Here is a 25600-nt window from a genome sequence, read left to right as displayed (position 1 = left end):
ATCTCTTGTCTGGGCGCGGCGAATTATTCGATGACCTTGGGAACCAGATACAGGCCGGACTCGGTCGCCGGCGCTATGGCCTGATAGGCATCGCGCTGATTGCTTTCGGTGACCGCATCGGCACGCAAGCGCTGGGTGGTTTCCAGCGGGTGAGCCAGCGGGGTGACGCCGCTGGTATCGACAGCCTGCATTTGAGCGATCAGGCCGAGAATGCCCGACAGCTTGGCTGTGGTGGCCGGTATTTCCTCATCATTGAGGGCGATACGAGCCAGATGAGCGATCTTTTCCACATCTGTGCGGTCAAAGGACATCGTGTAGAGCTCCATTAAGCCGGTGTTGAGTCGGAGGGTAGGCCGGGGCTGGTGATGCGGGAATAGCCCCCAGTCGGAATTCCGGACAAAGGCGCGAATTTACCACAGTCGTGCCTTGCCCAAAAACCCCGCCGTTGTTAGAGTTGCGACACTTTCAGAAGTAGCGATCAGTTCCCTGTTTGACCCGGTTTGATGGGCCATCCATCAAGGCCTTTTGCCGCTATTGGTGTTTCAGCGGTGCCGCGGCAGGCAACTTATCAGTGCTTCCCATAACTTAACCCACGCGTCCTCGGGGTATATTCAACGCATGTTCAAAAAAATTCGTGGCATGTTTTCCAGTGATTTGTCCATCGACCTGGGCACTGCCAACACGCTTATCTACGTTCGGGACCGCGGTATTGTACTGGACGAACCCTCCGTTGTGGCGATTCGTACCACCGCCGGTAATCAGAAAAGTGTTGTCGCCGTCGGTACCGACGCCAAGCGCATGCTCGGTCGTACGCCTGGCAACATCCAGGCTATCCGCCCGATGAAGGATGGTGTGATCGCCGATTTCAGCGTCTGCGAAAAGATGCTGCAGTACTTCATCAACAAAGTGCATGAGAACAGCTTTATTCAGCCCAGCCCCCGCGTTCTCATCTGCGTACCTTGCAAGTCGACCCAGGTTGAGCGCCGCGCCATTCGTGAGTCGGCACTGGGTGCTGGCGCCCGTGAGGTCTATCTGATCGAAGAGCCGATGGCAGCGGCTATCGGTGCCGGCCTGCCGGTAGAGGAGGCGCGTGGCTCGATGGTCGTCGATATCGGTGGTGGTACCACTGAAATCGCGCTGATCTCGCTCAACGGCGTGGTCTATGCCGAATCGGTTCGTGTCGGTGGTGACCGCTTTGATGAGGCCATCGTGACTTATGTACGCCGCAACTACGGCAGCCTGATCGGTGAGTCCACTGCGGAGCGCATCAAGCAGGAAATTGGCGTGGCCTTCCCGGGTGGCGAAACGCTGGAAGTGGATGTGCGCGGCCGCAACCTGGCCGAGGGCGTGCCACGTGCCTTCACGCTGAACTCCAATGAAGTGCTGGAGGCGCTGCAGGAGTCGCTGGCGACCATAGTGCAGGCAGTCAAGAGCGCGCTGGAGCAGTCGCCGCCAGAGTTGGCGTCCGATATTGCCGAGCGCGGTCTTATCCTCACCGGCGGTGGTGCATTGCTGCGTGATCTGGACAAGCTGCTGGCGCAGGAAACCGGTCTGCCGGTCATCGTTGCCGAAGAGCCGCTGACCTGTGTGGCCCGTGGCGGCGGCAAGGCGCTGGAAATGATGGATCAGCACACCATGGATCTGCTGTCGACCGAGTGAGTCGCAGGCGGCGGGCGGGCTCAGCGTGCCGGGCTTTCCGGTATGGTCCGGCTTGCCGCTGATCGCATCAAGCCCGTGGCTGCGAGGAGCTTGCCATCAAACCGCTATTTATCAAGGGCCCGTCGCTGGGCGTGCGTCTGATCGTACTGACGGTGCTGTCCATTGCCTTAATGGTGGTGGACGCCCGTTTTGACGCTCTCAAGCCCCTGCGCTCGCAGCTTGGCCTTTTTGTTTCTCCTCTGTATTACGCCGCTGAACTGCCGGTACGTGGCTGGGATACAGTCACCGAACTGACTTCCAGTCGTGCCCAACTGATCGCCGACAACGAGCGCCTGCGTGCCGAGGCACTGCTGACGCAGCGCAAGCTGCAGAAACTCGCCACCCTGACCGAGCAGAACGTGCGTCTGCGCGAACTGCTCAACTCCTCATCGCTGGTGGATGAGCGGGTGCTGGTGGCTGAACTCATTGGTGTTGACCCCAACCCCTTTACCCAACGCATCCTGATCGACAAGGGCGAGAACGACGGCGTGTTTCTGGGGCAGCCGGTGCTGGATGCCACTGGGTTGATGGGGCAGGTGGTGGAGGTGCTGCCTTATTCCGCCCGCGTGCTGATGATTACCGATGCTTCACACAGCCTGCCGGTGCAGGTCAATCGCAACGGACTGCGCGCGATCGCCAGCGGTACCGGACGCAATGAGTGGCTGGAACTGCGCTACGTAGGCGATACCGCTGACATCCGCGAGGGCGACATTGTCGTCAGCTCGGGTCTTGGGCAGCGTTTTCCGGCCGGCTATCCGGTCGGGCGTGTGCAGTCGGTGGTGCGCCATCCCAGTCAGTCTTTTGCCGAAGTGCGTGTAGCGCCCTCGGCGCAGCTCAACCGCAGCCGCTACCTACTGCTGGTATTTAGCCCGGAAAGCGGGTACGGCGACGTACTGCCGGCGCTGGATCTGACCCCGGAGGCACCAGCGCCTGAAGCCGAGCCCGCAGCTGAACCCGCTGCGGCCGCAGACGCGGCGGCCAGCGACAGCGCGGCAGAGGCGACCGCAGAGGAGGCAGACGATGCGCAGTAGTCTGGTCATCATTTTCACCCTGGTGGTCGCGTTGCTGCTGAGCGTGATGCCCATGCCTGAGCCTTTCAACCTTGGGCGGCCCATGTGGCTGGCATTGGTGCTTGCCTATTGGGTGATGGCCCTGCCGCACCGTGTGGGGCTATTGACCGCCTGGCTGGCCGGACTGGCAACCGATGTACTCTTTGGTCAGCTGTTTGGCCAGCACGCGCTGGTGATGGCCCTGGTGGTCTGGCAGCTGTTGTTGCTGCATCAGCGTATTCGCCGTTTTCCGCTTTGGCAGCAGAGCCTGGTCATGCTGCCGGTATTTGGTATTGCGCAAATGGTGCTGCTGTGGATCAACAGTCTAAGCGGCAATCGCCCACCGACCCTGCTGTTTCTGCTGCCCGCGCTGGTCAGCGCCATCCTGTGGCCCTGGGTTTATACGCTGCTGCAGGGCGTAAAGCGGCGTTTCCATGTTATCTGAACCACGCTTGCTGCTGGCGTCTGCCTCGCCTCGGCGCCGCGAGCTGCTGGAGCAGATCGGCGTGCCGACGCGGCGGGTGCACTGTGAGGTTGACGAGCAGGTCATGCCCGGTGAGTTGCCGGCCGCTTACGTCGAGCGCGTAGCCCGTGACAAAGTCATGGCGGGGGTAGCTGCAGCGCCAGCCGGCGCGGTGGTGCTGGCGGCCGATACCGTAGTGGTACTCGATGAGCAGATACTGGGCAAGCCGCGCGACCGCGAGCACGCCAAGCAAATGCTTTTGCGGCTATCCGGTCGCGAGCACGAGGTGATGACGGCAGTGGCGGTCGCCCGTGGCGAGCAGGTCGAACTACGGCTGGTCACTACCCAGGTGCGCTTTCGTGGCCTGAGCGCGGCCGAGATCGATGTCTACTGGGCCAGTGGTGAACCGGAAGACAAGGCCGGCGCATACGGTATTCAGGGGTTGGGCGCGGTGTTTGTGGCCCATATCAGCGGCAGTTACAGTGCGGTGGTCGGGCTACCCTTGCAAGAAACGGCGGCCATCCTCGAAGGATTTGGCATTTCCTGCTGGCAACCCTGCTAACGCGGCTGTTATGGGATCGGCAACACCGGTACTCTGGTGCCAAGACACGAATGGAAGAGCCCATGAGCGAAGAAATCCTGATCAATATCACTCCGATGGAAACCCGTGTAGCCCTGGTCGAGAACGGCGTGCTGCAGGAAGTGCATATCGAGCGAACGTTGCGCCGCGGCATCGTCGGCAATATCTACAAGGGTAAGGTCGTTCGCGTACTGCCCGGTATGCAGGCGGCTTTTGTGGATATCGGGCTGGAACGTGCTGCCTTTATCCATGCCTCCGAGATTTCCGAGCGCGAGGGGGCGGCGGTAGAACCGATCAGCGCGCTAGTGCATGAGGGCAAGGCGCTGGTGGTGCAGGTGACCAAGGATCCTATCGGTACCAAGGGCGCGCGCCTGACTACCCATCTGTCGATCCCTTCGCGCTACTTGGTATACATGCCGCGCACACCGCACGTGGGCATCTCGCTGAAAATCGAGGACGAAGCCGAGCGCGAACGGCTCAAGCAGATAGTGGCTGACTGCGTCGAGCAGGAGAGTATCGAAGAGTCCGGAGGCTTTATTCTGCGCACGGCGGCAGAAAGTGCGCGGGCCGAAGATATTCTTGTGGATATTCGCTACGTGCGCCGCCTGTGGCTGCAGATTACCCAGCAAATGGGCTCGGCGCCTGCCCCCTCGGTTATCTACGAAGACTTGCCACTGGCGTTACGTACCCTGCGAGACCTGGCCAACCCGCGGCTGGAAAAGGTGCGCATCGACTCGCGTGAAACCTTCCAGAAGGTCGAGCAATTTGTGCAGGAACTGATGCCCGGGGTCGAGGAGTTGCTGGAGCATTATCCTGGCGAGCGGCCGATTTTTGACCTGTACAGCGTTGAGGATGAAATCCAGAAGGCGATGGATCGTCGCGTGATGCTCAAATCCGGCGGCCACCTGGTTATCGATCAGACCGAAGCCATGACCACGATCGACGTGAATACGGGCGCTTTTGTCGGTCACCGCAATCTGGAAGAAACCATTTTCAAGACCAATCTCGAAGCGGCGACCGCCATTGCCCGGCAACTGCGGCTGCGTAATCTTGGCGGCATCATCATCATCGACTTCATCGACATGGAAGATGAAGAGCACCAGCGGCAGGTGCAGCGCACGTTGGAGAAGCAACTGGAGCGCGACCACGCCAAGACCAATATCATCGGCATCACTGAGCTGGGGCTGATCCAGATGACCCGCAAGCGTACGCGGGAAAGCCTGGAGCAAGTACTTTGCGAACCCTGCCCCTGCTGTAACGGGCGCGGCATCCAGAAAACGCCGGAAACCATCTGCTATGAAATCTTCCGTGAAATTCTGCGCGAGGCGCGTGCCTATCAGGCTGGCGCCTATATGGTGCTGGGTTCGCAGGCGGTGATTGATCGGCTGCTGGACGAGGAGTCGGGTAATGTCGCGGATCTGGAGCTGTTTATCGAGCGCCCGATCAAGTTCCAGGTGGAAACTATGTACACCCAGGAACAGTACGACGTGGTGCTGATGTGATGAGCTGGTAATCCGGGTGCAATGGCAACGCTGGCTTAAACAGGGGCTTACCGGCCTGATTCTGCTGCTGGTCGCCTGGCTGTTGCTGGCGGCTGCCTATGTCAGCTTGGGGCGTCAGTTCGTGCCGGCGCTGGCCAACTATCAGTCAGAACTGGTCGCCAAGGCGCAAAGCCTGACCGGCCGGCATATTCAGCTGGATGGGCTGGAGGCTGAAATGCAAGGCGCCCAGCCGGTTTTTCGCCTGCGTGGGTTGCAGGTGCATGCTGATGCAGAATCCTACAGTCCGACCCTGTTTGCCCTGGATAACGTCACCGCGCGCTTGAATCTCTGGCAAAGTCTCTGGCATCAACGCCTGGTCATGGACGCGCTGCAGATTGAAGGATTGTCGCTCTCAGTCAGCGAAGACGCCGAGGGCCAATGGCATCTGCGCGGCCTGGGTCAGCAGGCGCAGTCGCTGGGTGGCCTGGAGCAGGCGGTAAAAATACTGCGCGAACAGCACCGCATTACCCTGCTGAACACCGAGATCTCGGTCAGCCCCTACGATGAGCCGCGCTGGCAGTTTGAGCGCGGTGAGTTGACCCTCATCAACGGCGCTGGTTGGCAGCGGCTGGATGGTCGGCTGCGCCTGCCGGACGGTGAACTGGTGCGCTGGCAGGCCAGCGGTCTGCTCGACAGCGACAACCTGGCCGACCTCTCCATGGGCTTCTTTCTCGAACTGCCGGCCAGTGACTGGAGTCGCTGGCTGCCGCATGACTGGCTACAGCGCAGCCATCTGCATCAGTTGACCGCCGGTGGACGTTTTTGGGGCAGCTGGCAAGACCAGCGGCTGCAGCAGTTGCAGGGTACGCTGGTCGCGCCGCAAGTGCGCTTTGATACTGCTGAGTCGCCGCCATTGCAGGATGTTTTCATCCGCTTTGCCTATCGCAATACCGCGGCCGGCGAGCGCCTGCAGGTGCAGGATGTCAGCCTGCGCATAGACGAGCAGGTGTGGCCGATGATGCGCGCACAGGCTGAGCGCAGTGCAGCGGGTGACTGGTCGCTGGCAGTGGACCGACTGTCGCTGGATCGGCTGCGCGACTGGGTGCCGCGCTTTGTCGATCATCCACCGATGGCCGAACTCATTACCACGTTGGCGCCACAGGGACAGATACGCAACCTGCACTTGGCGGGCAGCGGTACGCCGACCGATATCGAGGCGCTGCGTTTCAGTGCTTTGCTGGATCAGGTGGGTATTGAGGCCTACCACAACGCGCCTATGCTGCAGGGCGTCACGGGCAGCATTGCGGGCTCAGTGCACGGCGGCGAACTGCGGGTGAATAACCGGCAGTGGAGCATGCAGCTGCCGAACCTGTTTCCGGAGGTCTGGCAGTACGACAGCGCTCAAGGGGCCCTGAGCTGGAGTTGGTCGCAGGACGACGGTTTGCGGCTGCACACCAATGGCATGACGGTCGCCGGAGACGAGGGCCGGGGCGCTGCGTTACTCGACCTGCGGCTACCGCCCAGTGGGCAGACGCCGACCATGGACCTGCGGGTTGCCCTGCGCGACTCCAAAGCGATGTATCACCGCCGTTACCTGCCGCTGAGGGCGCCCGCTTTCAGTCCGGCGCTGGCGACCTGGCTGGCTGCTAGCGGGCTGAAGGGTGAGGTGCCGCTGGCGATATTCACTTACCAGGGCTCGCTGCTGAAGGCGGCTAGCGCCGATGAGCGTGAGATTGGTCTTTATGCCGAACTGCGCGACGGTGAGATGCTGTTCCAGAATGGGTGGCCGCTACTGACCGCGGTGGACGCCGATCTGCGTTTGCAGGGCGGGAAACTCGATATTCGCGGGCAGCGCGCGGGCCTCTGGCAGACCCAGGCCAGCAACACTAAGGTCACGGCGCAACTGCTTAACCGCACAGGGCCGCTAACGCTGAATATCGAGTCTGACTTTGTCGGGCCGGCCGGCGATGCGCTGAAAGTGATGCAGGAAACCCCGCTTGGCGATTTGACCAAGGACCCGCTGGCTGGCTGGACGGTGGGCTCGGGTGAGGTGGACGGTCATCTGGCCTTGCGTATTCCGCTGGATGGCGGCAACAGGGAGGCGCAAACCCAGGCAGACGTCAGCTGGCAGCTGACGGCCGACCGGCTGTGGATACCCCAGTTGCAGGCGCCGCTGAATCAGCTGCAAGGAAGTCTTACCTACAGCCGGGAGCAGGGGCTGCGCTCCGACGATCTGGCCGGCAGGTTTCTTGGCGCGACGGTCAAGGCCGAGTTGAGCCAAGAGCAGGGCAAACAGCACTTGGCCCTCGCCGGCCGGCACAGTGTTGAACAATTGCGCAGCTGGTCGCTGGCCAGTTCCGTTCCGGCCGGGCTGGCGGAGGGCAGCTTCAACTGGCAGGCAGAAGTCGATATTGCCTCGCAGCAACAACAGATTCTGCTCACCAGCGATCTAACGGGCGTTGCGCTCACCCTGCCGGCCCCTTTGGGCAAGGATGCCGGCACGGCGCTGGACACCAGTCTGGCATTGCAAATGACCGCTGGCGGCACCCAGCGCTGGCATGTGACAGCAGCCAACGGCCTGGATGCTCGCTTGCTGCGGCAGGCCGAGCAATGGTCTGGTGATCTGCGCTTTCGCAGTGGCGAGGCGTTGGCACCCGTTGCACCGGGTATGGCGATCACCGCGCAGCTGCCAACCTTGGACTGGGATGCCTGGCAACAGTGGAAGAATACCCTCTCGGCCACCACCGGCCCCGGTGGCGCTGCGCCTTCTGCGCAACTGCTGCGCCGTGCCGATATCACGGCGGAACGCTTTACCGGCTTTGGCCTGAAGCTGAACGATCTGCAGGTGGGTGTTCAGCGGCAGGATGCACGCTGGCTGCTGGACCTGACCCAGGCCGACGTGGCCGGTCGCGTTGTGCTGCCTGACGATAGTGCAAAGCCGATCAATATCGCATTGCAACGGCTCAAGCTGGCTGCTACCGATCGCCAGGCCGCTGAATTACTGCCAGCCATGCAGCCTGACGGCGGTGCCCCGGCAACCGACCCGGCAGATCCGTTGGAGAACATCCGCCCATCCAGCTTGCCGCCGCTGGACGTGACGATCGAGCAGCTGTCATTGGCCAGCGGACCGATGGGCTCGGTGGCCTTCACCTTGCGTCCGGATGCCACAGGTGCGCGCATTCCGTCGCTCTCACTGGATTTGCGTGGCCTCAAAGTTGAAGGCAACATGGATTGGCGTGAAGAGCCGGCGCATACGGTATTCGAGGGCACCGTATCGGCTGGCGACATCGGCGAGGTGCTGACGGCTTGGCAATATGCGCCGACCATCACCAGCAAGGAATTTACCACCGCAGCCAGACTGAACTGGCCCGGCTCGCCGGCGATGTTTAGCCTGCGCCGCTCCTCCGGTAGTCTGAACGTTGCCGCCCGCGACGGCATGCTGCAGAGTGGGGATAACAGCACGCAGGCGTTGCGTGTTTTCGGGTTGCTGAACTTCAACTCGCTAACCCGCCGTTTGCGCCTGGATTTCTCCGATCTGTTCAGCAAGGGCACCGCCTACGACACGCTGGACGGCGCACTCTACGTGGACAACGGTGTGCTGCATAGCGAGGAGCCGGTGGTCCTTGAAGGCCCTGGCGTAAAGATGCAGTTCGAGGGCAATCTCGATATGCGCAGCGACACGGTAGATTTGGGGGTGCTGGTTACCCTGCCGGTTACCAACAACCTGCCCTTGGCCGCCCTGATTGCCGGTGCGCCGCAGATCGGCGGCGTGCTGTTTCTCGCCGACAAGATTCTCGGCGACAAGGTCGCGCGCTTTGCTTCGGTCAAGTACAAGGTCAGCGGCGACTGGAAACAGCCGGACGTCGAGTTTGACCGTGCCTTTGATGACAAGGCCGCGCTTGAGGGTGAATGACGACGCAGCGACCGGGTCGCTGCAGAAATGAACCGCTCGCCGAAGGGGGATGCTATGTCACGTGTTGCTGCAATCCAGATGACCAGCCAGCCAGAGGTGCAGGAAAATCTGCGGCAGGCTGCAGAGCTGATAGCACAGGCGGCGGAGCAGGGGGCCGAACTGGTGCTGCTGCCAGAGTGTTTTGCTGCCCTGGGGAATCGTTCGCTGGCAGGTATTGCTGCCGCCGAGTTTGCTCCTGAACGACCTATTCGCCGGTTTCTCGCCGAACAGGCTCGCGCACATCGCATCTGGCTGGTCGGTGGCAGCTTGCCGCTCCCGCGGAAGCCAGGCGGCAAACCCATGGCAACCCAATTGGTGCTGGACGAGCAGGGCCGCGAGGTGGCGCGCTACGACAAACTGCATCTGTTTGATGTGGATGTCAGCGATAGCCACAGTACCTACCGCGAGTCGAATGACTACGCCTACGGAGATCAACTGGTGTGCCTGGACTCACCGGTCGGAAAGCTGGGGCTGAGTATTTGTTACGATGTGCGCTTTCCCGAGCTGTATCAGGCGTTGCGTCTGGCCGGCGCAGAGCTGATAGTGGTGCCCGCAGCCTTTACTGCCGTCACGGGCGCCGCACATTGGACAGTTCTGCTGCGCGCCAGGGCGATTGAAAGCCAATGTTATGTGCTGGCAGCCAACCAGGCCGGCACCCACGCCGGCGGTCGCCAGACGTTCGGACACAGTTGTCTTGTTGACCCCTGGGGCGAGGTGATTGCCGAGCTGCCGGAGGGGTCGGGCATTGTTGCTGGTGAACTGGATCGCGATTTTCTGCGCGACGTTCGCCAGCGCATGCCCATCACCGCACACCGCCGTTTTGCACCGCCTGCCGCTCCGCAGCCGGTAGCCAAGGAGTCGAGTCAGAATGAGTGATCTAATCAGCCAAGCCGAAAGCGCCCTGTTGCGCCCCGCCGACCTAACACCGGATGCCGTGGCCAGCGTGCTCGGCACCCTGGTCGCAGCACCCGGCGTGGATGCTGCCGACCTTTATTTTCAGCATCAGATCAGCGAGTCATGGGTGCTGGAAGACGGCATCGTCAAGGACGGCAGCTTTCATGTAGACCAGGGCGTTGGTGTGCGTGCCCTGTCGGGTGAGAAAACCGGCTTTGCCTACAGTAACGATATTCGTCTGGCCGCCCTTAGTCAGGCAGCGGGTGCTGCGCGTTCGATTGCCCGCGCCGGCCAGGCCGGCAGTGTGCAGGCCTGGCAGCGGCCGGCCTGCACGCCGCTGTATGTGGCGGACAACCCGTTGGACGTCATGGCGCAGGCCGACAAGGTGTCCTTCCTGCAGCGTATTGATGCCTATACCCGCAGCCTTGATCCGCGCATTACCCAGGTCAGTGTGAGCATGAGTGGTGTGCACGATACCGTGATGATTGCCGCCAGTGATGGCACCTGGGCGGGCGATATCCGTCCGCTGGTGCGGCTCAATGTCAGCGTCATCATCGAGCACAATGGCCGCCGCGAGCGCGGCAGTTCCGGTGGTGGCGGGCGCACCGATTACCAGTATTTCGAGACAGAAGAGCGCGCGCTGGGTTATGCCCGTGAAGCGGTGCGGCAGGCGACAGTCAATCTGCAGGCGGTGGCGGCGCCGGCCGGCAGCATGCCGGTGGTCATGGGACCGGGCTGGTCCGGCGTGTTGCTGCACGAGGCGGTTGGTCATGGTCTGGAAGGCGACTTCAATCGCAAGGGCAGTTCAGCCTACAGCGGCCGGGTCGGCGAGAAGGTGGCCTCCAGCCTCTGTACCATTGTGGACGACGGCACCCTGCCGGGCCGCCGCGGCTCCCTGACGTTGGACGATGAAGGGCTGCCGACCAACTGCACCACCCTGATCGAGAACGGCATTCTCAAGGGCTACATGCAGGACAAGTTGAACGCGCGGCTGATGGGCGTGGCGGCGACCGGGAACGGCCGCCGCGAATCCTACGCACACCTGCCCATGCCGCGCATGACCAACACCTACATGCTGGCCGGTGAGAGCGACCCTGAAGAGATCATCGCGTCAGTGAAGAAAGGCATTTACTGCGCCAACCTGGGCGGCGGCCAGGTGGATATAACCAGCGGTAAGTTCGTGTTCTCCACCAGCGAGGCTTACCTGATCGAAGACGGCAAGATTACTGCCCCGGTCAAGGGTGCCACCCTGATCGGCAACGGTCCCGAAGTCATGAACCGTGTGTCCATGGTCGGGACTGACCTGCAGCTGGATACCGGTGTGGGCGTCTGTGGCAAGGACGGCCAGTCGGTGCCGGTAGGGGTAGGGCAGCCGACGCTGAAGATTGATCAAATCACCGTGGGCGGCACCGGCTAAGCCACTCCCGCGCGGTTTTTCCGCCGGCTTGTCTAGCGCTCTTCAAACCGCCCGGCGAGCCGATTCTTGCGCACCTGATCCACCGGGAAAATCCGCCCACTCATGGCGACGTAAACGCCGTGCGGCATGCAGTTCAGTGCGCCGACTGCCAGGCCCAGGTTGAACAGCGCGTCGGAGTCGCGAAAGCGCGCTGGTTGCATCGCACCGGTCAGCACGATGACCTTGCCGCTGATATCGGCCAACCCGGCGCCGGTCACCGTCATGGTATCGGTGCCGTGGGTGATCAGAATGTGCTCGTGCGGGCAGGCGCTCACCTTGTCGTGGATCAGTTGTCGGTCATGGTCGTCCAGCTCCAGGCTGTCCTTTCGGGTCAGGGATTCGATGTTATAGTCGAAGCCGACCCGTGCCTGCTGCAGCAATTCACCGGCGATAGGCTCACCGATCTGGTATTCACTGAGCGCGTCGAAATAGAGCTTGTCCAGCGTGCCGCCGGTACTGAATATCTGTACGAACATGATCCTTCAATTCCTGAAATGACTGTCTGCTATGCCTACCGATACCGCTATCACCGTTGCCCCTCCTGCGTCGCCGCCGGAGCTGGCAGTGCGTATCTGGTGGGTGTACATGGTGCGCGCGGAGAACGGCCATCTGTATACGGGGATCAGCATAGACCCTGAGCGCCGCTTCCGGGAACACTTGAGTGGCAAGGGCGCGCGCTTTTTCAACCGTAGCCCGGCCAGCGCCCTGGTCTGGTGGCAGCGCTGCGCAGGGCATGGCGATGCCCTGCGGCAGGAACTTCAGATCAAGGCGCTGACCAAGCGGGCCAAGGAGCGACTTATAAGTCAGTTCGATGATCACCAATTTGCTGGCGCGAAGCTCTGTGCAGCGACGGACTCAGCGTCTAAGCTGGGCGCAAACCAATCGGAGACAGAGCATGAGTGATTTGATTCTGCACCACTACCCGCAATCCCCCTTTGCCGAGAAGGCGCGCTTGATGCTGGGCTTCAAGGGGCTGTCCTGGCGCTCGGTGATGATCCCCTCGGTCATGCCCAAGCCGGATCTGACCGCGCTGACCGGTGGTTACCGGCGTACCCCGGTAATGCAGGTGGGGGCTGATATCTACTGTGATACCGCGATGATCGCGCGGCGCCTGGAGCAGGAAAAGGCGACCCCGCAGCTGTTCCCGGAAGGTCGGGAAGCCGCTGCAATGGGGCTGGCCCAGTTTGCCGATTCGGTACTGTTCCAGCACGGCGTGGCGATCAACTTTCAGCCCAAGGGGCTGGCCGAGCGCTTTGCCGGTCTGCCGGACCAGGTGATCAAGGGTTTCATGGCGGACCGCACGGCGCTGTTTGCCAAGGGCACGGCTACGCGGCTGGACGGGGCCGTAGCGCTGTCCCAATGGCCTGCGTTGTTGAGTCGCCTGGAAACTCAACTGCAGCGCGATGGCGAATTTCTTTTGGGTGATTACCCTTGCATCGCCGATTTTGCCCATTACCATCCCCTGTGGTTCGTGGGCAGCAACGCGGCAGTAGCGAATGCGCTGGACGGCTATCCGGCCGTGCAGCGCTGGATGCAGCGGATGGCGGATATTGGCCATGGTGTGGCCAGTGAATTGTCGGCGCAAGACGCTATTAGCATCGCCAGAGATAACGAGCCTGCGGCGTTGCCCGCCGAGGCGATTACCAGCCCTGGTGGTTTTGCCGGCGGTCAGGCAGTGACGGTCAGCGCCGTGGACTACGGCGCCGATGAGGTTGCAGGCACCCTGGTGTTTGAAGGCGCAGAAGAAATCGTTATCGCCCGCGAAGATGACCGTGCCGGTCTCGTACACGTGCACTTCCCTCGCTACGGGTACCGCCTGACCGTAGTCTGAACGTCAACGGCTGTGTCAAAAGGTCGGCAGATTCGCATCTGCCGACCTTTTTTTGACTGAGAAGGCATGGAATTGTGTGCTGAATCTCGGTACATATCAGTTCAGCTTGGTTAGAATCGCCGCCTTGGATAGGAGAGGGAGCGTACTGTGATCTACTGGCTGGAAAGGCTCACTGCAACGGGTTTGCTGCTGTTCTGCCTGGGCTGGAGCCTGGGTGCGGCGGCTGAGCCCGAGCTGAACGCGGAGACGACCTGTGCGGCGCCGCTGCGCGCCTTTCAGTCGGAAATCAAGGGGGCGGTCAACCTGGAAAGGCAGCTGCCGCCCCTGCGTGCTCAGATGCTGCAGTTGCTGCAGCGTTGTCAGCGGGTGGTGGAGCAGCAGCTGACGGAATTGCAGCGGGATTTTGCCGAGTTGCCGCCCGGCTCGCAGTGTCAACGGGGGCTGGCGGATCTGCAGCCTTTCGTGCCCTTGTTCAGCCAGATGCAACAACAGATTGGTAGCCAGCGACTGGTGACACATAACGAGCGGCGCAGTGCGCTGGAGCATTTCCAGACCATTACCCCTGGGCTGCTGCGCACCGTGAATGGCGTTTTTCTGCATCGCTACGCGGTTTGTCAGCCCGAGGCAGAACTGCGCTCACAAACTGTTACTCCCTAGCTGTACGTTGTGCGCATAGCGCGGCCTGCCTAAGCTGGACACCTTGTCATTCGCGGGTGCCCCATGAATACCGAACTCTTGCTCGCGCTGGTCCTGTTCTCTACTGTCGCCTCCATTACCCCTGGCCCCAACAACCTGATGCTGCTGACATCCGGTGTTAATGTCGGGTTTCAGCGTACTTTGCCGCACCTTGCCGGTGTCTGGATTGGTTTCTTCGTCATGCTACTGGCAGTTGGAAGCGGTCTGGGCGAGGTATTTCAGCGTTGGCCAGCACTGTATGAATGGCTCAAGTGGTGCGGGGCCGCTTATCTTCTGTACTTGGCCTGGCGCGTGGCGACGGCTGCGGCGCCCACGCCGACAGAGGCGGCGCTGGGGGCGCAGAGGGTGATGGGTTTTTGGGGCGCAGTCGCCTTCCAGTGGATTAATCCCAAGGCCTGGGTTATGGCGGTGAGTGCCTTTAGTCTCTATCTTGTGCCTGGCGGTGGTCTGCTGGCGGTTTTTCTGATTGCGCTGGTGATTGCCCTGATCAACCTGCCTTGCGTGTCGCTCTGGGCTTTCTGTGGTGCGCAGTTGCGTGGATTTCTGCAACGTCCGCGCAACTTGCGCCTGTTCAATGGCGTAATGGCGTCGCTGCTGGTGTTGTCACTGGTCCCCCTCGCGCTCTAGCACGGCGTCGTCCTCCCAGCGCCCCTGCTCGTGCAGTATCAGGTTGTCGCCGTGATAGATGTTGAGCAGGCCATCTTCGGTAATCAGAAAGCTGCGCTCGGGCTCGTCGAAGCGATAGCCCAGAAAGCGGCAGGGCGTTTCGCCGTCGGCGCAGGTGGTATGCATGCTGCGCCCTTGCAGCATCAACGGCTCGCCGCTATGCCGTTCGCGCCCCTGCAGGGTGTAATGGGCGCAGCTGACCTCGCCCTCGGCACAACGCGAGTCCATCTTCAACTGATAGCTAGGCGTTACCAGCAGACGCTCGCCGGCAGTCATGGTGCTGCTCAACAGCAGGCAGAGCACGCTAAGTGGCTGACTCAGGTGGTGGGCGCGGAAATTCATGGTCGGCTCCTTGGCAGTGTTCAGTGTTCAGGCATGGGTTGATAGCCCGGGAGGGCGGCAATCCGCGCCAGCCAGTCACGGATTGCAGGGTAGTCCGTCAGCTCGAATCCACCTTCGTGGGCGACATGGGTATAGGCATACAGGCTGATGTCGGCCACGCTGAAGCGGTTGTCTACCAGGTAGTCGGTGTTTTGCAGTTGCTGCTCCATCACCCTTAGTGCGCGGTGTCCGCCGGGCTGCTTGGCGTGATATTCCGCGCGCCGCTCCTCAGGTAGTCCCAGATAACGGCCGATGAAGCGCGCGACGGCGATGTATGGCTCGTGGCTGTACTGTTCAAAAAACTGCCATTGCAGAACCTTGGCCAGGCTGAAGGCATCCTGCGGCAGCAGCGCCGAGCCGCTGGCCAGGTAGTTGAGTATGGCGTTGGATTCACTCAGTGTGCGGCCGTCATCAAGCTCCAGCAGGGGTACCTTGGCGTTGGGGTTGAGGCGCAAAAAGTCTGGGGTGCGAGTTTCTTCCCGCAAAATGTCAACGTGAACCCACTGGTGTTCCAATTGCAGCAGATCGCACAGCAGTTTCAGCTTGTAGCAGTTGCCCGACATCAAATCGCCGTACAGTTTCATGCCTTATATGCCGCTACGGAAGGTTGTTTGGCCGCGGGCATGATGACCGGATTGCAGATCACCAGGGTGCCAGCGAGCTTGTCGTGCCAGCCCTGCTTGCGTGAATCAAAGGCGACCCAGAGCAAACCAAGGCACAGCGGTAGCGTGGCGATGAAATAGCCCAGATAACGAATGATCAATTGACCAGTGCCGGGCGTTTGCAGGCTGCGCGCATCTACTACTCGGGCATGTACCGCCATCTTGCCGGGGGTGGCCTGTTTAGCGCGCCAGAATAGGATCACCGCAATCGCTGGTGCTACCCAGGTGAGCAGGAGATCAGCGACGCCATCGAGCGGCGGCGACTGATAGGGGTCAAAGTACTCCCAGCCGTAGAAGTACACCAGCAGCGGGGTGATCACCAGCATCATCCACAGGGTGTCGATGAGGCTGGCGAGAGTGCGCCGCCAGAAGCCGGCGTAATGCAATTGCGGTTGGTTGGACATGTAAAAGGACTCCCTGCTGCTGGATCTTGTGACCCTGCATTCTGCGCAGAAATTCCCTACAGCGAATAGCGTCCGGTAGAAATATAGACCTCAGGGGTGAGAGCCAGTCAGCAGACTGCGTGTCGAGCGCTGTTCCATGAGGGCCAAGATGAGCTTGCCGGGTATGGCGTTCTTCCAGGTCAGCAGCAAGGCGCCTTTCAGGGTCAGTGCGCGTCGGCCGTTGTCGTCGATCTCGGCATGGCAGTAACCCAACCGAGCCAGCTCATCCGATTCGCGGGCGATAAAGTCCTCGATCGGTTTGAAGCCCTGGTCGCTTGGGTAGGGAATTGCCGGTGCGCTATTGGGCAGTAGTCCGCGCAGGGCCTGCAGGGTATTGAGCAGTACCTTGAGTTCATTCACTGCCGGCAGGCGAACGCCGCGTTTGCAGTCCATGCGCGGGTAGCTGGGCAACACCGGCGCATTGTTGACGTCCAGCAGCGTGCCGTCGGCGTACAGTTGAGCAAACTCGGCGTAGGTCACCTTTTTGCTGCCGGAGGCCATGGTAACCAGCATGGCTGCCGCCTGCTCACTCGGATGTGCGTACAGCGAGAAGTAGCTGGTGGTCTGGTTGTTTTGCAGTGCGGAGGAGCCAAGATGGTCAAAGTCCAGCTCGCGTACCTCTTGATCGAGCTGTTTGAACCTGGTGTCGCGCTCAGCCATGAAACGCGTATTGTCTACCGAGCTGAAACGTACTCGTGCCGGTATTTTCTGCGTACGCAGAACCAGCAGCGGACCGATCAGATTGACCAAAGCGAGGGGAATAACCAGAAGCGTCAGCAGTAGATTCATCCACATGATCGTGATCCTGTCTTTGTTGTTGTTATTGTGAGGCTCGCGCCGTCTCTCTGGACGGTTGCAATTCAGGTTTAACCCAGCGGCCGCTGAAGGTCAACGGCTATCTGCTGCGTTGCCGAGTATCCCTGCGCTGAACAGGGCTGAATCGATTGGCGGTTCGGCGTATGCTGTTGCTCACCCTGACGTCGTCACGCCGCGCGGCTACCGACTCGGCCTCACCGGTAAGCGAGGAACCAGTGCAAGACATTATCCAGATCAGCGAGCTGACCAAGATCTATGAGTCGGGCTTCCAGGCCCTGAAAGGCGTTAGCCTGAGTATTCGACGCGGCGAAATATTTGCCCTGCTGGGCCCCAACGGCGCCGGCAAAACCACACTTATCAGTATTGTCTGCGGTCTGGTCAATGCCAGCGGCGGCAAGGTGCTGGTAGACGGCCACGACAACGTGCGCGATTACCGCAAGGCGCGCAGCAAGATAGGTCTGGTGCCGCAGGAGTTGACCAATAACATGTTCGATAGCGTCTGGTCGACGCTGAAGCTGAGTCGCGGCCTGTTCGGCAAGCCGCGCAACGACGCCTTGCTGGAGCAGATACTGCGTGAGCTTTCGCTGTGGGACAAACGCCATGACCGCATCATGGACCTATCGGGCGGCATGAAGCGGCGGGTGTTGATCGCCAAGGCGCTGTCGCATGAACCCGAGGTGCTGTTTCTCGACGAGCCGACCGCCGGCGTCGACGTTGAGCTGCGTCGCGATATGTGGAACATGGTGCGCAGGTTGCAGCAGCGCGGCGTGACCATCATTCTGACCACGCATTACATCGAAGAAGCCGAGGAGATGGCCGACCGTATCGGTGTGATCAATCAGGGCGAGCTGATTCTGATCGAGGACAAGGACAAACTGATGCAACAGTTGGGTACCAAGCAGTTGAGCATTCAATTGCAGTCGCCGCTGGAGCACTTGCCGGAGACCCTGCGCAGCGACGCCCTGGTGCTGGCGGACGATGGCTACAGCCTGGTCTATACCTTCGACGCCCAATGCGAGCAAACCGGTATTGCCGAACTACTCAAGCGCCTGGACCAGGCGGGTATTGAGCTGAAGGACCTGCACTCGAGCCAAAGCTCACTGGAGGATATTTTCGTTGGGCTGGTGCACAAGCGCCGCGATGAACAGCGTGCAGGAGTAAACCCATGAACCTTTATGGCGTTCGTGCCATCTATCAGGCGGAAATGGCGCGCATGCTGCGCACGACCTTGCAGAGCATTGCCTCGCCGGTCATTTCCACCTCGCTGTATTTCATTGTCTTCGGCGCCGCCATCGGCAGTCGCATGACTGAGGTGGATGGGGTCAGTTATGGCGCCTTCATCATTCCCGGCCTGATCATGCTGATGCTGTTGAATGAAAGCATCTCCAACGCTTCTTTCGGCATCTATATGCCCAAGTTCACCGGCACTATCTACGAGGTGCTGTCAGCGCCGGTGTCGCCGTTGGAAATCGTGGTGGGTTACGTTGGCGCGGCGGCCACCAAATCGGTCTTGCTTGGGCTGCTGGTTTTGCTTACGGCGCGGCTGTTTGTGGACTACGAAATTCAGCACCCGGTGTGGATGCTGGGTTTTCTGCTGCTGACGGCGGTGACGTTCAGCCTGTTCGGCTTTGTGATCGGTGTATGGGCCGATGGCTTTGAAAAGCTGCAGATCATTCCGTTGATGATAGTGACGCCGCTGGCCTTTCTGGGTGGCAGCTTTTACTCCATCAGCATGCTTTCACCGTTCTGGCAGACAGTGACTTTGTTCAACCCGGTGGTCTACCTGATCAGCGGTTTTCGCTGGAGCTTTTACGGGGCTGCGGACGTGCACATAGGTGTGAGCCTGGGCATGACGCTGGTTTTTTTGACGATTTGCCTGGCGCTGGTCTGGTGGATATTTCGTACGGGTTACAAACTCAAGCCTTGAACGGCCGCCTTTTGGCACATTTCTACGGATGACTATTTGAGCCATTAAAGTGACCACATGGTCACTTTAATGGCTTTACGATTACTTTATACCCCTCTCGGGTGTCGCTCAGATTGCCTTGTGCCGGTATTTTGGCGAGTATGCTGCCGGTATTAACAGGTTGTATGTTTTATTGACTGTGATATTGTCTCGCCATTATCGGCGGGAGCGACCTGTCTGAAGGCTATTGCGCCAGTGTGAGACGAATTCTCGCCTTCCACGACACTGGCTCTGCCCCGGGAGCGTTGATGTACAGGATGTTTGACAACAATCGGCTGTTTTTTCTTGCACTTGTCCAGGTTCTACTTTTCAGTTTGAGTAGCTACGCTGCAGCAGTACCTGCCAGCGTGGGCTTCTGGTATGCGCAGAATCCACCAACACCGGAGCTTTCGCAGTACGACTGGGTGGTGCTGGAGCCCGCCAATGCCGATCAGGCAGATATCGACTTTTTGCGCGCTCAGGGCAGTCTGCCGTTTGCCTACCTTTCGGTGGGTGAAATTGACCAGAGTGACGTGACCGCCAAGGCAGTAAGCCCGGCTGCGCGCGTTGGAGCGCGTAATCAGGCCTGGCAAAGCGAGCTGACGGACCTGTCCAGTGCCGACTGGCAAAGCTACCTTTTGCGCCGCGCGGGCGAGTATCAGGCGGCGGGCTATGCTGGTCTTTTCCTCGATACGCTGGACAGCTACACACTGCTCGACGAGGCACGTCACGCTGAGCAAGCGTCGGCCCTGACCAGCGTGATCAAGCGCATTCACAGTGAGTATCCGGCGCTGAAGCTCTTCTTCAACCGGGGCTTTGAAGTCTTGCCCGAGCTGTACGACCTGGCCGATGCGGTCGCGGTGGAGTCCTTCTATGCTGGCTGGGATCAGGCCAGTGAGTCCTATCGTCAGGTGCCCACCGAGGATCGTTTGTGGCTGGAGCAGCAGGTAACGCCACTGCGTGAGCGTGGAATTCCAATCGTTGCCATCGAGTATGCGGAACCCGCACAGCGCGAAGCCATGCGCCGAATTGCGCGCCAGGCCACTGCCCATGGCTACATACCTTTTGTGTCTACACCGGGGCTGGACTCGATCGGGGTGGGTAGTATTGAGGTTCAGCCACGTCGCATAGCGCTGGTTTACGATCCGCGCGAGGGCGAGCTGCCGACTAATCCTGGGCACGTCTATCTGGGTGGGCTGCTCGAATACCTCGGTTACCGCGTGGACTATCTGCCGGCAGACGATACGTTGCCGCTGACGCGTTTTGATGAGTTGTACGCAGGTGTGGTGTTCTGGATGACCAGCGGCGCTCCGCCGGCGAGCAACCAATTCAACCGATTTGTTGCCAAGCGCCTGGATGAAGCTGTGCCTTTGGCCTTTTTTGGCGGCATGCCGATAGAAGACCACCTGCTAGCTCGCCTGCAGCTGCGTAATGGCCAGCAGCAGATTGAATCAGTACAGATCAGCCATCACGACGCCGCTTTTCTCGGCGCCTTCGAGGGCAAGCTCAGCGCCAAGACTCGTGGCCTGCAGGCCATTCAGCGGCTGGATGACAGTGGCACCGCCCTGCTGACGCTGACTGACAATCTGCAGCGCCAGCTCACACCGGCTGCCATCATGCCCTGGGGTGGTTATGCGCTGTCGCCCTATCTGCTTGAAGAGGGCGCCTCGCATCGCCGCTGGATATTGCAGCCGCTGGCGTTCTTGCAGCGATCGTTACGGTTACCAGCAATGCCTCGTCTGGACGCCACCACGGAAAACGGGCGGCGCATCGCGACGGTACACATTGATGGCGATGGTTTCGCCTCGCGCGCAGAAATAAGCGGCACCCCACTTTCGCCCAAGGTCGTGCTTGAAGCCTTTATTCAGCCCAACAATTATCTGACGTCGGTCTCGGTCATCGAGGGCGAGGTTGGCGCCAAGGGCATGTACCCCTGGCTTACCACTACCCTGGAGCCTTTGGCACGGCGCATTTTTGCTGATCCCAAGGTCGAGCCCGCCACTCATACCTTCAGCCACCCTTTTTACTGGGAGCCTGAAAAGGCCCAGCGGCGGGAAGGTTTTCAGGCTGATTATGGGCTCAATCTGAAACTGCCGAACTATCCAAAAATGGATCTGCGGCGTGAAATCATCGGCTCGCGTGATTACATCGAAAGCCGCCTGCTGCCGCCCGGCAAGAAAGTAAGGCTAATTTTCTGGAGCGGCGGGGCTTTGCCTGGCGCAGAGGCGATTGCCATGGCTTATGAAGGCGGCATGGCGAACGTCAATGGCGCAGAGACTTTCCTGACCAAAGCCGACCCTTCGCTCACCGGTGTTTATCCCCTGTTGCGGCCCACTAAGGGTGGCTTGCAGATTTATGCGCCGATCATCAACGAGAACCTGTATACGAACCTTTGGCAAGGGCCGTTTTATGGTTTTTCGCGGGTGATAGATACCTTTGAGTTGACAGACTCGCCGCGCCGCCTGCGTGCGTTGAATCTTTACTATCACTTCTATTCCGGGACCAAGCTCGCGTCTATCCGCGCCATGAACGACATCTACCGTTACATGGATGAGCAGCAACCCATATCCCTGTGGATGGGCGACTATCTGCGTCGTGTGCGCGGCCTGTATGAAGGCAGCACCGCGCGAACCCTCGATGGTCGCTGGCAGCTGCGAGCGCTCCAGGGCATGCGCACTCTGCGGCTGGATCCCGCGCTCGGCTGGCCGGACTTGCAGCGCTCCCAAGGGGTTGCCGGAGTACGCGACCTGCCTCAAGGGCGTTACGTGCATCTGAGCGGCGACCACGCCATGCTGGTCACCCGCACGACCCGGGATCCGGCGCCCGCACTGGAGCAGGCCAACCTGCCGTTGACGGCATGGCATTACCAGTCGGATAAGCGCGTGCAGTTTTCTTTTCGTGGTGAGTTCCCCCTGGCGCTCGCCATTCGTTACGCAGGTCACTGCCAAATCAATTACCAAGGTAAGGAGTTCAAGCCGCAGCGCCGCGGCGATCTGCTTGAATTCCGCCTTGCGCAACACGAGGTAAGCGATGCCATCCTCGCCTGCAACTGAGTCTATCCCGCTACTGCGACCTTGGGCCTTCGGCCTGAGCTGCGCGGTGGTAGCGCTGATCTTGGCGCTGAGTTATCAGCACAAGGACGCGTTTTTACCGCACGGCAAAAAACCGGATGCGGTGTCGGTCAACTACGCCGAGTTGCTGCTGGCCGCCGATCCCGGCAACGCCGAGCTGCGCGCCGAACTGGTGGAGATGCTGATCAATCTGGGTCGTTTCTATGACGCGCTGACCTACCTCAAGACTTGGGAAGGCGGTGATCCGTTGACCAAGCAATATTACAACCTGCTGCTGGACGGCAATGTTGCCATCGTGCGTCAGGATCAAGCTGACATGGCGCAGGCTCGACAACAGCTAGAGGCGTTGGATTACAACGCGCTAGGCGTCAAGCAGCAGCGTGCGCTGGCCACACTGGCCTTGGAGTTGGGCGAGCCACTGATTGCGGCGCGGCTGTTTGATAGCCTGGCCCAGCGCCTGCCAGCGGAACGCAAACCCATGCTCATGCGCGCTGCGCGCTGGAGTATCGCCGGCAACGCGCCGGCAGAAGCCGCGCAGGTTTATCAAAGCCTGGTTGAGCAGGTGCAGACGCCAAGGGAAAAGCTGTTCTTTATCCGCAAGGCGCATGACGCCTGGTTGGCCGCCGGACAGCCTGGGCAAGCCGCAACCTACGCCCTGCAAGCGTTGGCTGAATACCCGGATGTAGAGCCCAGCGATAGTTGGCTGCAGCAGGCCGTGGGCTATGCCGTTGGTGCGATGCGCTACGACCTGGCCGAGCAATTGGTGGCGTATTGGTTGGCCCGTGAGCCCGATAACCTTGTGGCTCTGCGCGCAGACTTCAATCTGCAGTTGACCCGAGGGGACACCGCCGGGGCTTGGCAAAGCGGGCAGGTGCTGCTCGCCCACGAACCGGCTTCAGGCCCCATGCTCAGGCAGATGGCACTCTTGGCTCAGTGGCAGGGCGAGCCAGAGGCGGCGCTGCATTACTGGTCGAGTTATCTGGCACAGGAAGAAGACCCGGCGGTACGTGAGGCGGCCTGGCGTCTGGCGCTACAGCTGTTCGACTACGATAAGGGCATCGAGCTGCTCGCTGGCACAGCGGCTACCCGCAGGCTTACCGACGAAGAGCTGGACCTGTTGATCTACGCACAGGAGTCGCGCGGCACGCCGGAGCTGGCCGAACGCTGGTTGCGTGATTACCTGCGCGATGCCGGGCAGCAGCGACTGGCCTGGGTCAAGCTGTTGCAGGTGCTGGAACACACCCTGCAGCCACAGGCCGCAGCGCAGACGTGGGACAACTTCGCCAGCGGGCACCGGCTAAGCGTTGCCGAACGGGTTAGCTGGGCCGAGGTGCTCTGGGACATCTACCAGCCCGAGCGCGCCTGGCAAGTGTTGGATATCGGCATACCCGATGAGCTCAACCCGGATTACTGGCGACTGCGCGCTGCGCTGGCCTGGGAGCTGGAGCGTGACGCAGAGCTGGCGTCGATTTATCAGACGATGCAGCACAGAGGTGTACAGCTGACGCTGAGCGAAGAGGGACAATTGATCGAGCTTTATCGCCAGAGCGATCCGCAACGGGCGATGGCGCTAGCCTATGCCAGCTGGCAGCGCTCGGGTGACGCTCGGCGGCTGGTTGATGCGATTCAGCTTGCCGAGTTCCTGCAGGACTGGGACCAGCTCGCCGCTATGGTCAGCGAGGCTGAAGCGGCCGGTATGGGTGCGCAACTGCCGGTGCTGCTGGCCAAGGGCTTGCTTGCCGAACGCGATGGCGAGGCTGACAAGGCAGAACACATCTACCTGCAGGCGCTGGCGAACAACCCGGGTGATCTGGTGCTGCGCGAACGCCTTTTGTGGTTGTACGTTGATGGCCGTAACTTGAAACAGCTGCAACGCTTTGTTGCTCCCTGGGAGCGGTCTGCCGCTGGGGTGCCATCGCTGTGGCTGGCATTGGGAGCGGCTAACCAGATGCTCGAGCGTAACGAGCGCGCGCTGCGCTGGTATCAACGCTACACCGTGGCGCGGCCGGACGACCTGCTGGGTCTGGCGGCATACGCCGATGCGCTGGAAGGTGCCGGTCGCGCAGCGGCCGCGCAGCGCCTGCGTGCCCACGTAATAAAACACCCGCAGTTTGCTGCCGTGGCCGCGACGCCTCAGGGCTATCAGACCTGGTTGCGGTTGATGATGTCCGCACGTAGCCACCTGCAGGCAAAAAACCGGGCGTTGGCTTGGCAGGACGGCTCTTCGTCCATGCTGCAGCTCTGGTTTGAAGCGCTACTCGACCACCTGGATATGACCAATCAGGAGGCACAGAAGGACGCCTGGTTGGCCTGGGGGCGGGCGCATGACCTGCGTATCGATAATTATGACCAGATCCAGGAAGCGTTGCGCACCTATAACCGAGACACGCTCGGAGAGCTGCTGCTGGAGGATCGAATCGATCCGGCGCAGCGCGTCGAAACCCTTGCCCGTCTGGGCTCTGAGTCACGTGCCCTCGGCGACGCGCTATCCGAGCTGGGTGACGAGCAGCCGCTGGCAGTGCGTCAGCAACTTTGGCGGCAGGCGCTGGAAATGACCGAGCAGCACCCACAGGGTGTGCAACTGGGCTGGGCGCAGGACGACTTTGGTGGGTTGGAGCTGGAGGGCCCGCGCTTGAGCGCCGCCCGCTATCTTGGCGATAACTGGTACTGGCGTCTGGATGCTCAGCAGGCGCGCTACCGCTCTTCGCAGCTCGATACCGGCGCGATGGGCGAAGAAACCAGCGCGGCCTTGCGTGTTGAGCGCAACTTCGCCAACGGTTATCTGGCGCTCACACTGGACGGTAGTCAGCGTCAGGATGATGACCGTAACGGCTTTGGCATTGCGCGCCAATGGCTGCTGGGCCGCGATCAGGTGGTCGCCGGACTCGACTGGCAGCGTGAAAGCCGGGAAACGGGGCTGATGCGTGCGGTCGGGCAGCAGGACGCTGTTTGGCTGAACGTGAGCCAGAGTTTCAGCGCGCGTGATCAACTCAACTGGGCGCTCGAGCATCGTCAGTATGAATCGCGCTCAGGCTTGAGCATCGGCGCGGGCGAGGTGGCCAGCGTTGAGTTTAGTCAGGTGCAGTTCTTCAGCGGCCCGACCTGGATTCTGCGCAGCGGGTTGGAAGTGCAGAACAACCGACTCGATTCCACCAATCTCTCCTCGCTGTTGACCAGCAATGGAGGGGTGGTCAACCAAGGCGACCTGACCACGGAGGAGCTGTTGCCAGAGCGCGTGGGCCGTTTCTACGTAGGTAGCCAGTTGCGTCGCGGTTTCCCTGGTGCCCTGAACCGTACGCGTGGGCAGTACACCTGGCTGCTGGATACCGCTGCAGGCTGGGATTGGGTAGAGCAGGGTATGACTTATTCAGTGAACGCCGGGGTGGGCATAGAAGTCTTGGGCGATGACGAGCTTTCCTTTACCACCGGTTACCAATCGGCGCCGCTGGGCGGCGATGGCGAGTCCGGCGGCAATATCAATATTTCCTACAGTTCCCGGTTTGGGCGCTGATGACA

General features: G+C 60.8%; 22 protein-coding genes. 16 read left to right on the top strand and 6 right to left on the bottom strand.

The features are described 5' to 3' along the window. Nucleotides 1–23: 23 nt before the first annotated feature. The gene (gene gatC, locus V7747_RS16695; protein WP_335617146.1) at nucleotides 24–311 is read right to left on the bottom strand and encodes an Asp-tRNA(Asn)/Glu-tRNA(Gln) amidotransferase subunit GatC; all 288 of its coding nucleotides are present in this window, start codon (nucleotides 309–311) and stop codon (nucleotides 24–26) included. Nucleotides 312–618: 307 nt separating this feature from the next. Between gatC and mreB the strand changes: the two genes are divergently transcribed. From mreB to tldD, 8 genes are all read left to right on the top strand, one after another. Next, nucleotides 619–1659 (top strand): rod shape-determining protein MreB, encoded by a 1041-nt coding sequence (gene mreB, locus V7747_RS16690; protein ID WP_092287813.1) that lies wholly within the window; start codon nucleotides 619–621, stop codon nucleotides 1657–1659. A gap of 110 nt (nucleotides 1660–1769) precedes the next feature. Further along, nucleotides 1770–2729 carry a rod shape-determining protein MreC gene (mreC, locus tag V7747_RS16685; protein WP_335617198.1) on the top strand — a complete coding sequence of 320 codons (960 nt, stop codon included), beginning with the start codon at nucleotides 1770–1772 and terminating at the stop codon, nucleotides 2727–2729. Further along, on the top strand, nucleotides 2719–3192 hold the full coding sequence (gene mreD, locus V7747_RS16680) for a rod shape-determining protein MreD (protein WP_335617145.1): 474 nt from the start codon (nucleotides 2719–2721) through the stop codon (nucleotides 3190–3192). Before mreC ends, mreD begins: the two co-directional genes overlap by 11 nt. Further along, a complete protein-coding gene (locus tag V7747_RS16675; RefSeq protein WP_335617144.1) occupies nucleotides 3182–3772 on the top strand; it encodes a Maf family protein in 591 nt (196 codons plus the stop codon). Before mreD ends, V7747_RS16675 begins: the two co-directional genes overlap by 11 nt. A gap of 62 nt (nucleotides 3773–3834) precedes the next feature. Continuing rightward, entirely contained in the window at nucleotides 3835–5292 is a 1458-nt protein-coding gene (rng, locus tag V7747_RS16670; RefSeq protein WP_335617143.1) for a ribonuclease G, read from the top strand. Between the two features lie 16 nt (nucleotides 5293–5308). Continuing rightward, nucleotides 5309–9184, top strand: coding sequence for a YhdP family protein (locus tag V7747_RS16665; protein WP_335617142.1), 3876 nt, complete (start codon nucleotides 5309–5311; stop codon nucleotides 9182–9184). 54 nt (nucleotides 9185–9238) lie between these two features. Continuing rightward, nucleotides 9239–10099 (top strand): carbon-nitrogen hydrolase family protein, encoded by an 861-nt coding sequence (locus V7747_RS16660; protein WP_335617141.1) that lies wholly within the window; start codon nucleotides 9239–9241, stop codon nucleotides 10097–10099. After that, nucleotides 10092–11534: a metalloprotease TldD gene (gene tldD / locus V7747_RS16655; protein ID WP_335617140.1), complete on the top strand. Its 1443-nt coding sequence runs from the start codon at nucleotides 10092–10094 to the stop codon at nucleotides 11532–11534. Before V7747_RS16660 ends, tldD begins: the two co-directional genes overlap by 8 nt. A 32-nt stretch (nucleotides 11535–11566) precedes the next feature. On the opposite strand, the gene V7747_RS16650 is transcribed toward tldD, so the two are convergent. Then, nucleotides 11567–12049 (bottom strand): asparaginase domain-containing protein, encoded by a 483-nt coding sequence (locus tag V7747_RS16650; RefSeq protein ID WP_335617139.1) that lies wholly within the window; start codon nucleotides 12047–12049, stop codon nucleotides 11567–11569. Between the two features lie 109 nt (nucleotides 12050–12158). Here V7747_RS16650 and V7747_RS16645 point away from each other — a divergent pair, with 109 nt between their 5' ends. The 4 genes from V7747_RS16645 to V7747_RS16630 all read left to right on the top strand — a co-directional run bounded on the left by V7747_RS16645 (nucleotide 12159) and on the right by V7747_RS16630 (nucleotide 14727). Next, nucleotides 12159–12476, top strand: coding sequence for a GIY-YIG nuclease family protein (locus tag V7747_RS16645; RefSeq protein WP_442909289.1), 318 nt, complete (start codon nucleotides 12159–12161; stop codon nucleotides 12474–12476). Continuing rightward, nucleotides 12469–13404, top strand: a complete 936-nt coding sequence (locus V7747_RS16640; protein WP_335617137.1) for a glutathione S-transferase family protein — start codon at nucleotides 12469–12471, stop codon at nucleotides 13402–13404. Before V7747_RS16645 ends, V7747_RS16640 begins: the two co-directional genes overlap by 8 nt. A 147-nt stretch (nucleotides 13405–13551) precedes the next feature. Next, nucleotides 13552–14061, top strand: a complete 510-nt coding sequence (locus V7747_RS16635) for a hypothetical protein (protein WP_335617136.1) — start codon at nucleotides 13552–13554, stop codon at nucleotides 14059–14061. Nucleotides 14062–14124: 63 nt separating this feature from the next. Next, nucleotides 14125–14727, top strand: a complete 603-nt coding sequence (locus V7747_RS16630) for a LysE family translocator (protein ID WP_335617135.1) — start codon at nucleotides 14125–14127, stop codon at nucleotides 14725–14727. Here V7747_RS16630 and V7747_RS16625 read toward each other — a convergent pair. The 4 genes from V7747_RS16625 to V7747_RS16610 form a co-directional block, all read right to left on the bottom strand. Continuing rightward, the gene (locus tag V7747_RS16625) at nucleotides 14704–15108 is read right to left on the bottom strand and encodes a hypothetical protein (protein ID WP_335617134.1); all 405 of its coding nucleotides are present in this window, start codon (nucleotides 15106–15108) and stop codon (nucleotides 14704–14706) included. The two genes, V7747_RS16630 and V7747_RS16625, sit on opposite strands and share 24 nt — an antisense overlap. A gap of 20 nt (nucleotides 15109–15128) precedes the next feature. Then, nucleotides 15129–15731, bottom strand: a complete 603-nt coding sequence (locus V7747_RS16620; RefSeq protein ID WP_335617133.1) for a glutathione S-transferase family protein — start codon at nucleotides 15729–15731, stop codon at nucleotides 15129–15131. Further along, a complete protein-coding gene (locus V7747_RS16615; RefSeq protein ID WP_335617132.1) occupies nucleotides 15728–16213 on the bottom strand; it encodes an RDD family protein in 486 nt (161 codons plus the stop codon). Before V7747_RS16615 ends, V7747_RS16620 begins: the two co-directional genes overlap by 4 nt. Nucleotides 16214–16303: 90 nt before the next feature. Then, nucleotides 16304–17047, bottom strand: a complete 744-nt coding sequence (locus V7747_RS16610; RefSeq protein WP_335617131.1) for a hypothetical protein — start codon at nucleotides 17045–17047, stop codon at nucleotides 16304–16306. Nucleotides 17048–17283: 236 nt separating this feature from the next. Between V7747_RS16610 and V7747_RS16605 the strand changes: the two genes are divergently transcribed. The 4 genes from V7747_RS16605 to V7747_RS16590 all read left to right on the top strand — a co-directional run bounded on the left by V7747_RS16605 (nucleotide 17284) and on the right by V7747_RS16590 (nucleotide 25595). Beyond that, complete coding sequence (locus V7747_RS16605; RefSeq protein ID WP_335617197.1) at nucleotides 17284–18237, top strand: ABC transporter ATP-binding protein; 954 nt, start codon at nucleotides 17284–17286, stop codon at nucleotides 18235–18237. Beyond that, nucleotides 18234–18995 carry an ABC transporter permease gene (locus V7747_RS16600; protein ID WP_335617130.1) on the top strand — a complete coding sequence of 254 codons (762 nt, stop codon included), beginning with the start codon at nucleotides 18234–18236 and terminating at the stop codon, nucleotides 18993–18995. Before V7747_RS16605 ends, V7747_RS16600 begins: the two co-directional genes overlap by 4 nt. Nucleotides 18996–19348: 353 nt before the next feature. Beyond that, on the top strand, nucleotides 19349–22066 hold the full coding sequence (locus tag V7747_RS16595) for a bifunctional glycoside hydrolase 114/ polysaccharide deacetylase family protein (RefSeq protein ID WP_335617129.1): 2718 nt from the start codon (nucleotides 19349–19351) through the stop codon (nucleotides 22064–22066). Further along, nucleotides 22044–25595 (top strand): tetratricopeptide repeat protein, encoded by a 3552-nt coding sequence (locus tag V7747_RS16590; RefSeq protein ID WP_335617128.1) that lies wholly within the window; start codon nucleotides 22044–22046, stop codon nucleotides 25593–25595. The genes V7747_RS16595 and V7747_RS16590 overlap by 23 nt, the downstream gene beginning before the upstream one ends. Nucleotides 25596–25600: the final 5 nt, after the last annotated feature.

The organism is Halopseudomonas sp., from assembly GCF_036960865.1.
In the GTDB taxonomy this organism is placed as follows: domain Bacteria; phylum Pseudomonadota; class Gammaproteobacteria; order Pseudomonadales; family Pseudomonadaceae; genus Halopseudomonas.
Note: the sequence above shows the minus strand (reverse complement) of the source record. Positions and strands in the feature narration are given on the sequence as shown.

Bases quoted from the DNA above. Each gene is read 5' to 3' on its own strand.
- V7747_RS16610 (WP_335617131.1), bottom strand. From the start codon at position 17,047: ATGTGGATGAATCTACTGCTGACGCTTCTGGTTATTCCCCTCGCTTTG.
- V7747_RS16620 (WP_335617133.1), bottom strand. From the start codon at position 15,731: ATGAAACTGTACGGCGATTTGATGTCGGGCAACTGCTACAAGCTGAAA.
- mreD (WP_335617145.1), top strand. From the start codon at position 2,719: ATGCGCAGTAGTCTGGTCATCATTTTCACCCTGGTGGTCGCGTTGCTG.
- V7747_RS16625 (WP_335617134.1), bottom strand. From the start codon at position 15,108: ATGAATTTCCGCGCCCACCACCTGAGTCAGCCACTTAGCGTGCTCTGC.
- V7747_RS16590 (WP_335617128.1), top strand. From the start codon at position 22,044: ATGCCATCCTCGCCTGCAACTGAGTCTATCCCGCTACTGCGACCTTGG.
- V7747_RS16645 (WP_442909289.1), top strand. From the start codon at position 12,159: ATGGTGCGCGCGGAGAACGGCCATCTGTATACGGGGATCAGCATAGAC.
- V7747_RS16615 (WP_335617132.1), bottom strand. From the start codon at position 16,213: ATGTCCAACCAACCGCAATTGCATTACGCCGGCTTCTGGCGGCGCACT.
- V7747_RS16675 (WP_335617144.1), top strand. From the start codon at position 3,182: ATGTTATCTGAACCACGCTTGCTGCTGGCGTCTGCCTCGCCTCGGCGC.
- V7747_RS16640 (WP_335617137.1), top strand. From the start codon at position 12,469: ATGAGTGATTTGATTCTGCACCACTACCCGCAATCCCCCTTTGCCGAG.
- rng (WP_335617143.1), top strand. From the start codon at position 3,835: ATGAGCGAAGAAATCCTGATCAATATCACTCCGATGGAAACCCGTGTA.
- V7747_RS16600 (WP_335617130.1), top strand. From the start codon at position 18,234: ATGAACCTTTATGGCGTTCGTGCCATCTATCAGGCGGAAATGGCGCGC.
- gatC (WP_335617146.1), bottom strand. From the start codon at position 311: ATGTCCTTTGACCGCACAGATGTGGAAAAGATCGCTCATCTGGCTCGT.
- mreB (WP_092287813.1), top strand. From the start codon at position 619: ATGTTCAAAAAAATTCGTGGCATGTTTTCCAGTGATTTGTCCATCGAC.
- tldD (WP_335617140.1), top strand. From the start codon at position 10,092: ATGAGTGATCTAATCAGCCAAGCCGAAAGCGCCCTGTTGCGCCCCGCC.
- V7747_RS16650 (WP_335617139.1), bottom strand. From the start codon at position 12,049: ATGTTCGTACAGATATTCAGTACCGGCGGCACGCTGGACAAGCTCTAT.
- V7747_RS16630 (WP_335617135.1), top strand. From the start codon at position 14,125: ATGAATACCGAACTCTTGCTCGCGCTGGTCCTGTTCTCTACTGTCGCC.
- V7747_RS16660 (WP_335617141.1), top strand. From the start codon at position 9,239: ATGTCACGTGTTGCTGCAATCCAGATGACCAGCCAGCCAGAGGTGCAG.